The sequence below is a fragment of the Methanothermobacter sp. genome (genome assembly GCF_030055435.1).
Taxonomy (GTDB): Archaea; Methanobacteriota; Methanobacteria; order Methanobacteriales; family Methanothermobacteraceae; genus Methanothermobacter.
On sequence record NZ_JASFYG010000003.1, the window covers coordinates 140,835 to 153,119 of the forward strand.

Annotated in this window: 12 protein-coding genes and 1 tRNA gene; 10 read left to right on the forward strand and 3 right to left on the reverse strand. The window is 48.7% G+C overall.

The window, feature by feature from the left end:
• Positions 1-82 precede the first annotated feature (82 nt).
• Entirely contained in the window at positions 83-1,426 is a 1,344-nt protein-coding gene (locus tag QFX30_RS04235; RefSeq protein WP_300489111.1) for a DASS family sodium-coupled anion symporter, read from the forward strand.
• A gap of 133 nt (positions 1,427-1,559) precedes the next feature.
• On the opposite strand, the gene cobQ is transcribed toward QFX30_RS04235, so the two are convergent.
• Positions 1,560-3,077 (reverse strand): cobyric acid synthase CobQ, encoded by a 1,518-nt coding sequence (gene cobQ / locus QFX30_RS04240; protein ID WP_300488683.1) that lies wholly within the window; start codon positions 3,075-3,077, stop codon positions 1,560-1,562.
• 118 nt (positions 3,078-3,195) lie between these two features.
• On the opposite strand from cobQ, the gene QFX30_RS04245 reads away from it, so the two are divergent.
• Together QFX30_RS04245 and lonB are read left to right on the forward strand one after the other, a co-directional pair.
• Positions 3,196-4,437, forward strand: a complete 1,242-nt coding sequence (locus QFX30_RS04245) for a PAS domain S-box protein (protein ID WP_300488686.1) — start codon at positions 3,196-3,198, stop codon at positions 4,435-4,437.
• A gap of 138 nt (positions 4,438-4,575) precedes the next feature.
• Positions 4,576-6,510 (forward strand): ATP-dependent protease LonB, encoded by a 1,935-nt coding sequence (gene lonB, locus QFX30_RS04250; protein ID WP_300488689.1) that lies wholly within the window; start codon positions 4,576-4,578, stop codon positions 6,508-6,510.
• A 103-nt stretch (positions 6,511-6,613) separates the two neighbouring features.
• On the opposite strand, the gene QFX30_RS04255 is transcribed toward lonB, so the two are convergent.
• Positions 6,614-7,468 carry a ribose-phosphate diphosphokinase gene (locus tag QFX30_RS04255; RefSeq protein ID WP_300488691.1) on the reverse strand — a complete coding sequence of 285 codons (855 nt, stop codon included), beginning with the start codon at positions 7,466-7,468 and terminating at the stop codon, positions 6,614-6,616.
• 91 nt (positions 7,469-7,559) lie between these two features.
• Between QFX30_RS04255 and hypA the strand changes: the two genes are divergently transcribed.
• From hypA to QFX30_RS04270, 3 genes are read left to right on the forward strand one after another with little or no spacing between them, the layout of a single operon-like run.
• Positions 7,560-7,928, forward strand: a complete 369-nt coding sequence (gene hypA, locus QFX30_RS04260; RefSeq protein WP_300488694.1) for a hydrogenase maturation nickel metallochaperone HypA — start codon at positions 7,560-7,562, stop codon at positions 7,926-7,928.
• A 12-nt stretch (positions 7,929-7,940) separates the two neighbouring features.
• The gene (hypB, locus tag QFX30_RS04265; protein ID WP_300488697.1) at positions 7,941-8,594 is read left to right on the forward strand and encodes a hydrogenase nickel incorporation protein HypB; all 654 of its coding nucleotides are present in this window, start codon (positions 7,941-7,943) and stop codon (positions 8,592-8,594) included.
• A gap of 9 nt (positions 8,595-8,603) precedes the next feature.
• Entirely contained in the window at positions 8,604-9,650 is a 1,047-nt protein-coding gene (locus QFX30_RS04270; protein ID WP_300489114.1) for a DUF354 domain-containing protein, read from the forward strand.
• A gap of 6 nt (positions 9,651-9,656) precedes the next feature.
• Here the strand turns inward: QFX30_RS04270 and QFX30_RS04275 are convergent.
• Positions 9,657-9,730, reverse strand: a tRNA-Ala gene (locus QFX30_RS04275).
• 76 nt (positions 9,731-9,806) lie between these two features.
• Here QFX30_RS04275 and QFX30_RS04280 point away from each other — a divergent pair.
• From QFX30_RS04280 to QFX30_RS04295, 4 genes are all read left to right on the forward strand, one after another.
• Positions 9,807-10,292: a GNAT family N-acetyltransferase gene (locus QFX30_RS04280; protein ID WP_300488700.1), complete on the forward strand. Its 486-nt coding sequence runs from the start codon at positions 9,807-9,809 to the stop codon at positions 10,290-10,292.
• A gap of 129 nt (positions 10,293-10,421) precedes the next feature.
• Complete coding sequence (locus QFX30_RS04285) at positions 10,422-11,498, forward strand: hypothetical protein (RefSeq protein WP_013295989.1); 1,077 nt, start codon at positions 10,422-10,424, stop codon at positions 11,496-11,498.
• A gap of 23 nt (positions 11,499-11,521) precedes the next feature.
• Positions 11,522-11,974 carry a DUF1890 domain-containing protein gene (locus QFX30_RS04290; protein ID WP_300488704.1) on the forward strand — a complete coding sequence of 151 codons (453 nt, stop codon included), beginning with the start codon at positions 11,522-11,524 and terminating at the stop codon, positions 11,972-11,974.
• Positions 11,974-12,285, forward strand: coding sequence for a DUF1894 domain-containing protein (locus QFX30_RS04295; RefSeq protein WP_300488707.1), 312 nt, complete (start codon positions 11,974-11,976; stop codon positions 12,283-12,285). The genes QFX30_RS04290 and QFX30_RS04295 overlap by 1 nt, the downstream gene beginning before the upstream one ends.

Consider the following 12,285-nt stretch of genomic DNA (forward strand, 5'->3'; position numbering starts at 1 on the left):
AAGGCAAAAATTATAAGCTACTGGAAACTTACAGTTACCAACCAGAGGAGGTAATATTACGGATGCAAAGAAAGGATTTATTCTGAGTTTTCTTCTTGCACTTGCAGTGTATCTGATACCGTTACCCGGCCTTAAGGCTTCAGGACACGCAGCAATATCCTTACTTGTTTTCGCGGTTTCAATGTGGGCAACGGAGTCTGTTCCACTTGCAGTCACATCCCTCATAATACTCTTTGCACAGCCACTTATAGGCGTTGAGAGCTTTGAAAATGCTGTTATAGGATTCGCAAACCCCATACTCTTCCTCATGATAGGTGGGTTCATAATGGCTGAGGCCATAAGGAAGAGTGGCCTTGCACAGAGATTCACCTACTACCTTTTAAGGAGACTTGGAACATCACCCGAGAGAGGCCTCTTTGTGAGCATATTCTCCACGGGGCTCCTCTCAGCGTGGATTGAGAACGTGGTGGCATTTGCAATGCTCCTTCCAATCATAAAGGAGATAATAGATATAATGGGCTGTTCTGAGCCTGAGAGGGGGAGGAGTAACTATGCAAAGGCAATGATACTGGGGGCGTCATTCGGGTCCCTCGCAGGTGGCTTCGGTACGGAGATAGGAACAGCCCCCAACCTCATGGCGGCTGCCTACACCCAGATACCATTCCTCAACTGGATGATCTTCGGGTTCCCCCTTGCAGTCGCAATGCTCTTTGTAATATGGTTTGTCCTCATGAGGATATTCCCCAGTGAGGTCACAGCCCTATGTGACGGTGACGCAGTTATAGGGAAGAAACTGATGGAACTTGGTGAGGTTAAAAGGGAGGAGAAGGTCAGCGCAGGGATACTCCTATTTGCAATTCTGCTCTGGGTGACAGCTGGCTGGACAGGCATCAACAGTTACTCGGTTTCACTGATAGCTGCGGTGATGTTCATCTTCGCCGGTGTTATAACTTGGAAGGACGCCCAGAAGAATATTGACTGGGGCCTCATCGTGTTCTTTGGGGGTGCACTCTCCCTTGGAAGCGCCCTCCTCAAGACTGGTGCCGCCGCATGGCTGATAAATGACCTTGTCAGAATGCTGGGATCTGATCCATCAACGATTCTTGTCATGCTGGTCCTCATGGTCCTTGCAGTGCTTATAACTCAGGTGATGTCAAATATAGCGTTATCAGCGATCCTGGTTCCGCTTTCAGTGACCCTTGCAGGTGCACAGCATCAGCCGGTGGGGATATATGCGGTTCCGGTTGCCATAGCATGTTCACTGTCCTTCATGCTACCAATGGCTGATCCAACCGTTGCAATGGCCTATGGTTCTGGCTATGTTAAGCTCCGTGACATACCCAGGGCGGGGATTCCTGTGATAGTGGTCGGTATCATCCTGACGGTCCTTGTGATTACAACACTCGCGGTGCCGTTCATAGCATAGAATCAATGACTTGGACTCTGCGCTGAATAAAAAAAATCTTTTTTTAATTTTTTTAAGAATCAGATTCCTTAATTTTTGAATTGGTTCTTAAGAAAAAGTGGTGCTGGGGATATGCATATTGGGTCCTTTTCTTCTAATCCCCCTCTATGATGTCCTCAATGATGGAGAGGTCCATGTTTTCCTCGACTATCTCAGCCAGCCGGTCAATTGAGAACCTCCTTGAGGCATCGAAGTGGTCGTCCACATAGTCAAGCTTTTCAAGGCCCTTCCTCTCCCGCAGAAGGTTTGTGAAGTACCTCCTGAATTTGAAGTTGTGGAATATCCCGTGGAAGTAGGTACCTGCAACGTTCCCATCAGCGGCACCATCGAATCCCATGGTGTATGTGTTACCAAAGCCCCTCTTAACTTTCATGAGGGGTTTAACATCACCCAGGACTGTGGTTCCCTCATGGAGCTCATAGCCCTCCACGGTTTCCCCTGCAATACCTGAGAACAGGCCGGCGCCGGTGATCTCCCCTTCACTTCGGGATATTATTTTACCATCACCTGTGAAGGTGGTTTTGCAGTCAAGGAGGTTGAGGCCATCCAAGCTTCCCAGTTTTGACTCCTGAAGATTCTCATCCACTATCCTCCTTCCAAGCATCTGGAAACCACCGCATATACCGAATACCGGTATCTCACGGCTCAGATCTCTGATCTCATCGGCGAAGCCATTCTCCCTTAGATACATGAGGTCGCTTATGGTGTTTCTGGTTCCGGGGATTATGATGGCGTCAAGGCCCTCGAGGCTGTCACCGGACTCTATGAGCCTCACAGCAACGTCCTCCTCGTACTCAAGGGGGTCTATGTCTGTGAAGTTGGATATTCGGGGAAGCCTCATGACACCGATCTTCACATCACCCCTTCCACGGTACTTGCGCTCTGAGAGCGAGGCTGAATCCTCCTCGGGAAGTTTCAGGTTCTCATCGTAGGGGAGCACACCAAGCACAGGCACCCCTGTTATTTCCTCAATCCTTTCTATACCTGGCATGAGGATTTCAAGGTTTCCCCGGAACTTGTTTATGACAACACCCTTTATCCGGGACCTGTCACGCTCATCGAGAAGCATCAGGGTGCCTGCAATTGAGGCGAAAACTCCCCCACGGTCTATATCAGCAACAAGTATAACATCGGCGTCTGCAAGGTGGGCTATCTCCATATTGGCAAGGTCCCGGTCCCTCATGTTTATCTCGGCAGGGGATCCGGCCCCCTCAATCACGATGATATCATATCGCTCCTTAAGGTAATCAAGGGACTCCTTTATGGCCTTTAGGGCGGTTTCCCGGAACTCTGTCTGGTACTCCTGAAAGTTCATGTTTCCTGCGGGTCTGCCGTGGACTATGACCTGGGATGTGAAGTCCTCCTTGGGTTTGAGGAGTATGGGGTTCATGTGGTATGATGGCCTGATACCTGCAGCCTCTGCCTGGAGGACCTGGGCCACCGCTATCTCCCGGTTCTCATGGGTTGTGAAGGAATTCAGTGACATGTTCTGGGATTTGAAGGGGGCAACCCGGTAGCCCCTCTTTGAGAATATGCGGCAGAGTGCAGCCACAAGGACACTCTTACCTGCACTTGATGATGTCCCCTGCACCATTATACATTTTGAACTCATTTCTTCACCACTTCTGGGCTGCTGTGATCCTAAGATCTATTGATCACTAAAATCTTAAATACCTTGGCGGTATAAATATTATCTGAGTCTGTTTGATTTATTATGTGGAGATGGTTGGATGTCCGGTGTTTCTCCTGAAAGTCCTTCACTTTCTGAGGAGGACCTTAAATCAGTATTTGAGACGGTTATACTTAACAGCCCCGATGGGGTGATCACAGTTGACTCTGAGGGTATTATCGTATTCTCAAACCCCGCGGCAGATAAGATGTTTGGATACACCTCCCTTGAGGGTAAAAGTGTTGATTTACTCGTCCCGGAATCCCTCAGGGATGACCTCCAGGCTAAAATGAGGGAATATGGGATGGAGGGGGAGCACGAACTCGCAGGGAGGGTTTTTGAAACCACATCCCTCCGATCAGATGGGACCGAGTTCCCTGTTGAAATGAGCCTGAACTCTGCACGGACTGCAGGGGGCCTTTTCCTGACCTCAATAATCAGGGATATCTCAGAGAGGAGGAGAATGGAGGATGAGATCCATAGAAGGGAGGAGCAGTTCAGGGACCTCTTTGAGAACGCCAATGACATGATACAAGCGGTTGACCCTGAGGGCAGGTTTGTATATGTTAATAGGGCCTGGAGGGAGACCCTGGGTTACACTGAGGATGACATTGAGAATCTCACAATATTTGACGTGATACACCCCGACAAGCTGGATGAGTGCCACGAGATCTTCAACCGTGTAATGAGCGGGGAGAGCATCCCCCTGGTTGAAACCGCATTCATAACAAAGGATGGTAAGAAAATCTTGGTGGAGGGAAACGTCAACGTCCGCATGAGGGATGGTGAGGTTGAATACAGCCGGGCAATCTTCAGGGATGTGACAGAGAGGGTGAAGTTCCAGCGTGAACTCGAAAGGCTGGCTTCAATCGTGGAGTCCTCGGGGGATGCCATCGTAAGCTATGACCTTGATGGGACCATAATTGACTGGAACAGGGGTGCTGAGAGGATATACGGTTACAGCGCAGATGAGGTCAGGGGACAGAACGTCTCGATCCTCATGGATGAGGAGGAATTTGAAAGGCTCAGGGGTCTCATATCGGAGGTGAAATCCGGTAAACTTGTTTCAAACTTTGAGGCCAGAAGTTTCAGGAAGGATGGGGAGGAGATATGGGTTTCCATTTCACTCTCACCACTCAAGGACGTTAATGGTGAGATTATAGGGGTATCCACCATTGCAAGGGATATAACTGAGATGAAGAGGACACAGGAGGCCCTGAGGGCGAGTGAGGAGAAGTACCGTAAAATAGTTGAGAAATTTATCCAGAATGCCCTTGCCCTCATATCAGAGATAAACCGCTAACCCAAGAGATACCTTTATAAGTGACATCACCATATATTAAAATAAAAATTTGTAAGTAAAATATTTTAGGCAGAAGGGACAACCATAAACTGTGATTTTATTTTAACCACTTCACTTAATGGAGGCATTTGAATAGAAATGAAAACCACCATTAAAAAATTCAGAACAGAAGAATCTGTTTCATATGAAAGTACTGACGATAAGAAGGAATCAGGGAGGAGCCTTTCATATGAAACCTCAAAGGATATAGATGTCCCTGAAAGACTCATAGATCAGATCATAGGTCAGGAAGAGGCAGTTGAGACCATAAAAAAGGCTGCAGAACAGAGGCGTAACGTATTATTAATAGGCGAACCAGGTGTCGGCAAATCAATGCTGGCAAAGGCAATGGCGGAACTCCTGCCCCGGGAAAAACTTCAGGACATACTGGTTTACCCCAACATAGACGACCCAAACAACCCCCTCATAGGTACTGTACCTGCAGGAGAGGGCAGGAAAATAGTCATGAACCACAAGAACAGGGCGAGGGCACAGGATGAGAAGAAGAACCTCTTTATGATGCTCATAATATCATTCATCCTTGTCCTCGGGTTCATGGTTAACCAGTTCCTTGCAGCCATAATAGCTGCGGGTATAGTCTTCCTGGCCCTCCAGCAGTTCAGGCCAAGGACCACCGTCATGGTGCCCAAGCTCCTGGTCAACAACGAGGGAAGGCAGGTTGCCCCATTCGTGGATGCAACAGGTGCCCATGCAGGTGCGCTCCTTGGGGATGTGAGGCACGACCCCTACCAGTCAGGAGGTCTTGGCACACCGGCACATGAGAGGGTCGAGGCCGGGATGATACACAGGGCCAACAAGGGGGTCCTCTACATAGACGAGATAGGGACAATGAAGATGAAGACCCAGCAGGAACTCCTCACAGCCATGCAGGAGAAGAAGTACTCCATCACGGGTCAGAGCGAGACAAGCAGCGGTGCAATGGTGCGCTCACAGGCCGTCCCCTGTGACTTTGTGCTCGTGGCATCAGGTAACCTGCAGGTGCTTGAAGGCATGCACCCAGCCCTCCGTTCAAGGATAAGAGGATACGGTTACGAGGTTTTCATGAAGGACACAATGCCTGATACACCTGAAAACAGGGACAAACTTGTCCAGTTCGTTGCACAGGAAGTTGAAAAGGATGGAAGGATCCCCCACTTCAGCAGGGGGGCCATAGAGGAGATAATAAGGGAGGCCCAGAGGAGGGCCGGTAAGAAGGATTCACTCACACTAAAACTCCGTGAACTTGGGGGTCTTGTGAGGGCTGCAGGGGACATTGCCAAGAGCCGTGGCGCTGAACTGGTTGAGACCAGGGATGTAATGGAGGCAAAGAAACTTTCAAGGACCCTCGAACAGCAGATCGCAGACCGATACATTGTACAGAAGAAGAAGTACAGTGTCTTCAAATCAGAGGGCGGAGAGGTCGGACGTGTCAATGGACTTGCAATAATCGGTGACAGAAGCGGCATCATACTCCCGATAGCTGCAGAGGCAGCCCCCGCCCAGAGCAAGGAGGAGGGCAGAATAATCGCCACAGGTAAACTCGGTGAGATCGCCCGTGAAGCGGTCCAGAACGTAAGCGCCCTCATCAAGAAATACACGGGTACAGACATATCAAACTATGACATACACATCCAGTTCCTCCAGGCATACGATGGTGTGGAGGGTGACAGTGCAAGCGTCTCAGTGGCAACAGCCGTCATATCGGCCCTCGAGGAGATACCCGTGGACCAGTCAGTTGCCCTAACAGGCTCACTGAGCATACGTGGAGATGTGCTCCCGGTGGGTGGGGTTACAGGAAAGATAGAGGCGGCTGCAGAGGCAGGGATAAAGAAGGTACTCATACCAGCCTCCAACATGGGGGACGTCATGATTGAAAAGAAGTATGAGGATAAGGTTGAGATAATACCCGTTGAGACCCTCGGTGACGTCCTGGAACACGCCCTAATTGGTAAGGGCAAGGAGAGCCTCCTTGAGAGGATGCAGAAGATAAGCGATATAGTACCCTCAATCATGAAGAAGCCAGCCATGAACTGATTTTTAGGAGCTGGACTTATTTCCCTTTTTTAAAGGACCTTTGTAGATGGTTGTTTTTTACTCTTTAGTAGAGTGTCCACGTTTTAATGTCAAAATAAAAAAATTATTTTATTGCCTCCGCAATCAGAGGTGCCACCGAGATCTCACTCACCTCTGATTTCAGGGTGTCCGTTGCAATCACCCGCTCAACACCTGCAGAGAATATCCTGAGCAGGGCGTCCTCCACCAGGACAGGGTGGACACAGCAGACGGTTATGCTTGAGGCCCCGCAGTTTCTTAAAATTCCCGCAGCGTTTACAATCGTACCCCCCGTACTTATGATGTCATCCACCACCACAGCGTCCATACCCTCAACATCCAGGTCCCTAACCCTGGTCTCAACGGTTTCAGGGGAAAGCCTCACCTTCTCCATGTAATCGCATTCACATCCAAGTATGCTGCTGACCTCCCTAGCATGGCCCATGGCACCCTTATCGGGTGCGATGATCACAGGGTCATCCAGGAATGAGATGTGCCTGGCTATGAGGGGCATGGCAGAGAGTTCAGTTACAGGTACGGTGAAGAATTCGCTGAGGCAGTTCTCATGGAGGTTCACAGTTATGATTTCATCTGCACCAGCTGCCTCCAGGAGATGGGCAACTATTCTGGCTGACACAGCCTCTCCACTCTTGAAGCGCCGCTCCTGCCTCCCGTAACCGAAGTAGGGTATCACGGCCCGTACATAATCCGCCCCAAGATCCTTAAGATTCTCCATCATGAAGAGGAGTTCCATTAGGTTCTCATCCTGAGGGTAACCTGTTGACTGGACAACGGTGACCTCACCATCAACCTCGCCCTTAACACGGATGTAACGCTCCCCGTCAGGAAATTTACGGGTTTCAACCGGGCAAAGCTTATCATCAAGCAAATCTGCAACGCTTGCAGCGAGTTTCTGTGATGCTGAACAACCTATTATCATGAAAAATCACCTGTGTGGATTAACAATTTTTATATAGATAACTCTATTAATTCTAATTATAAAATTTTGTCAGACCAGAGAGGTGAAATGGTTGCATGAACTATCCATGGCCGATGCAATTGTAAGGACAGTCATCGATGCTGCAGAGAAGAACGAGGCAGTGGAGGTGCTGGAGGTCACGGTTGAGATCGGCCAGCTCACTCTACTTAACCCTGAACAGATCAGATTCATGCTGGAGGTCCTCAGCGAAGGTACAATACTTGAGGGGGCAGATTTTAACCTTGAAGTTGTCCCTGTTGAAATAGAATGTGAATGTGGATATGAGGGCGTAGTTGAGGTTGATGAACTTGACCACTTCGCCCCTATCATAAGCTGCCCTGAATGCGGGGGACATGAGTTCCAGGTGAGGACTGGCAGGGAATGCAACGTCAGGAACATAAAAATTGAGAAGAGGGAATAGAGGAGGAATTCCATGCATAAGATAGCAGAGGTTGAAATTCAGAATGATATTCTCCTTGCAAACAGAAAACTTGCCAAAAAAAACCAGAGGCGCCTTGACAGGTCAAACGTCTTTGCAGTTGATTTCCTGGGTGCAATAGGGTCAGGAAAGACCACACTCATAGAGAGGCTCATTGAGAATATGGACAGGAAGGTTGCGGTCATTGCTGGGGATGTTATAAGCAAATTTGACGCCGGGAGGTTCGAAAGGTATGGCGTCCCCGTCGTTGGGCTGAACACAGGTAAGGAATGCCACCTTGACGCTCACCTCGTTGAACACGCACTTGAGGACCTCCCACTTGAGGAGGTGGACATACTTTTCATTGAAAACGTTGGTAACCTCATATGTCCAGTGGACTTTGACCTTGGATCACATATGAGGGTCGTTGTTGTTAGTTCCACAGAGGGCGATGATACGGTGGAGAAGCATCCACTCATATTCAGGGAGGCTGACCTTGTGGTTATCAACAAGGCAGACCTTGCAGATGCTGTTGGTGCAGATCTCGATAAGATGGTTGAGGATGTTAAGCGTATCAACCCCGATGTGAAGGTTCTTAAAACCAGTCTCAAAACAGGTGAGGGTGTTCAGGAGATCATTGACGCCATTGAGGAAGCCATGGCGGATTAAAATTTTATGGTGGTCCCCTTGAAGATATGGATTGACATTACAAACGCCCCTCATGTGAGGTTTTTCAGGGATATCATCACCCACCTCCAGGACGAGGGGGAGGATGTGATCATAACAGCAAGGAAGTTCGGGGATATCCACAGGCTCATGAACCTCTTTGGCTTTGAATTCACATCGATAGGAAAACACGGAGTAACACTCGCTGAAAAGCTCCTTGAAAGTACAAAAAGGGCCTACAAGCTCTCAAAATTTATAAACGAAGAGAAACCCGACGTTGGCCTTTCAAAACATTCAATAGAGCTTCCGAGGGTCACATTTGGTCTTGGAATTCCCAGTGTATATGTGCTGGACAATGAACATGCCATTGCAGCCAACAAGCTGACACTCCCACTCTGTGATCATATAATCATGCCTGAGGTCATTGACCTCTGGGATATAATGAAGACAGGGGCTGACCCCAACAGGATAACGAGGTACAGGGGGACATCTGAGATAATCCACTTCCAGAACTTTGAGTACAATGAGAACATCTTCGAGGACCTGAACCTGAAACTTGAAAGGGAGAAGACCATACTCATGAGGCCAGAACCATCTCTGGCCTCCTACCTGGATGCTGACTGCCATGAATCGGTGCTCACACCAATAGTGGAGATTCTCAAGGACTACGCCAACATTCTCATCATCCCACGGTTCAGGGAACAGGAAGAGATCTTCAGGGGATACGACAATGTCACCATAATCAAGCCGCCGGTTGATACATTCAGCCTCATTAAGAGGTGCGACCTTGTAATTGGGGCCGGGGGGACCATGAACAGGGAGGCAGCCCTACTGGGCACACCGGTCATATCATGTTATCCTGGAAAGCCGCTTTCGGTTGACAGGTTCTACATTGAGAATGGACTGATGTACAGGTCAACGGATGTTGATGAGATAGTTAACATGGCACTGAGGCTTCTTGTTTCACGCAAGGGCATGAAGAAAATCAAGACAGACGACCTTTTCAGGATAATAATTGACAGTGTCTATGAGGCCGCTGATTCTGGACCTGAAAAGTAGTATTGATGGACTGGCCGGGATTTGAACCCGGGGCCTCCGCCATGCCAAGGCGACGCTCTACCAACCTGAGCTACCAGCCCCAACACAGTATAACAATTAAGTCTTTTCATATTTAAACTTAACCATTAACACTTCTCAAGTTCATTAGTATCTCCGGTGGTTCGCTTGATCTTGAGGAATGTGAGGGAGGAGGATTTCACTGCTATAGCGGAACTGGCATTAAAATGTCCCCCGATGGTTACAGAGAGGAACTCAATCTACCATATATTCACAAAGTTCTTCAGCAGCACGTCCTTTGTTGTAGAGGAGGATGGAAGGATCACTGGCTTTCTCCTGGGATTCATATCCCAGGAAGACCCTCATGAGGCATATATTCATCTTCTCTGTGTCTCACCACACCTCAGAGGGAGGGGTGTGGCATCAAGGCTTCTTGAGGTCTTCATAGAAACTGTGAGTCAGAGGGGGGTTCATGTGATATACCTTATAACAAAACCTGTTAACCAGAGAGCGATAAGATTTTACCTTAAAAATGGGTTCAGGGCGGTGGAGGAGGGTGAAACAGTTGATGCAGGCCCTGTGAAGGCTGTGGCAGATTACAATGGTCCCGGTGAGGACATGGTGGTATTCAGAAGGTTTATCTGACACTGAAAGACTCCCGGGAATGCGTCCCTGCTATCCCCCAAAGGGTGATTCGGCGTCGGAAAAACTTTTTAAGATGACCCCCAATATAAGGATGTATCTGATAATCTGATAAATTTCTGGAGGATTAAATTGGCCCTGATAGCACAGAATCACCTTCAGTTCATAGTAGAGGTCGGCATCCTCATGTATGCTGCCATGATATTTCTGCTGAACCTGGCACCCCTTTCCCTCAGCATGATACTGTTCCTCTGCTTGGTGCTGGGGATAGGATTCAATATAATATTTGGCCTTGATGTTGTGGCGCTCTTCATGTCCTTCGGGCAGAGTGAATTCACACACCCATTTGGCCCCATAGCACTTCTTGTTACCATATCATCCCTTGCAGCCCTTGCAATCATGGAGGACTCAGGGGTTGAGGTGGGAGGACTCAGGGGATTCGTTTATATCCTCATGGCAGGCATAACTGTTTTTGGGGGCCTCATGCATAGATCATTCCTTCTCCTGTGGCTCTTGGGGCTGCTGATAGGTTTCTTTCTGATCTCCAAGTCCATGAGGCAGAAATCCATCATAACAGTTAAGAGGGTCCTGGGTTTCGCTTTCATCGCGGTCGCAGGATTCGGGGGCCTGGAGTTACTCTCAAGAATACTTCAGATGCCTGTTTTAAGCCCCCTCCTCCGTATAGAGAGGCTTGAAACCTTTTCACTGCCAAGCCTCAAACTTGTACTCAAGAACACCACCCTCCTTGGACATAATCCCATGTCATCCTACTGGGGTGAACTCTCAAGTGGATTTGCAGATGGCTACATTTCACTGCCACTCCAGCTGATACTCTTCTTTGGCCTTCCCTTTCCGGTCTTCTACGGCATACTGGTCAATAAGAAGGATGTAATAGATTACATGGTGCCTGGAATATTTGGATGGGCATACGACTTTGGTTACATTACAATGGTGTTCCTTTTAATCTGGTGTGTGGGCATCATTATCATGGGTCTTCGGATGCTCTACATGTACCGTGATATGAGGGAAAATGGCTCAAAAACATACCTTGGAAGGGAGGTTCTCCTCACAGGTGCACTTGCAGCCTTCATGTCCCAGGCCCTCATAGGACTCTTCATAATAAACAGGACAATAAACGGAACAGCGCTCATGACATTCATATTTCTCAGCTCACTCATATTCGCCACTTCATTTGGGGTGAAGGAGTAATTCAGTATTCAGGGAGTGTATATATGAAAGCTTTGATGATACTCGGATGCCCGGAGTCCCCGGTTCAGGTTCCCCTGGCAATCTACACCTCACACAAACTCAGGAAGAAGGGTTTCAGTGTTACCCTAACAGCAAATCCCGCTGCAATAAGGCTTGTGCAGGTCGCAGACCCAGAGGGTGTATACACTGGTGACATCACCGACCTCGACTCCTGCCTCAATGAACTCTCTGAGGGGGACTACGAATTCCTTGTAGGCTTTGTACCCAATGATGCCGCCGCAGCGTACCTCGCAACGTTTGCAGGAATACTTAATACAGAAACACTGGCGGTAGTATTTGAAAGGGACGCGGAAACCCTTGAAAAACTCGTTGATGCTGTTATGGAAGGTACAAAAGCCGAGGTAATAGCTGCGAGGGCACACCACAACCCCGCCCCACTGAGGGTCAGGATAGACAGATTCCTGGAGGAGCTATGATGTCATTCTGCATAGAGACCTACCTGCAGCAGTCCGACGACTATGAAATCCACATGACCCGTTCAGGGTTCAGGGAATGTGCCGCATTCATTGAGAAAAAGGCAAAGAGGGTCGTCTATATAAGGCCCGGCGAGAAGATACTGGGTGCAAGGATAATAGGAATACCCCCAGTACCCGTGGGCATAGATAAGGAACGCTCAACCGTGATGATACCCTACACAAAGCCCTGTTATGGGACAGCTGTCATAGAGATACCCGTCGATGAGGATGAAATAGAGAAAATAATTGAAGTTGCAGAGCACCGACGGTGA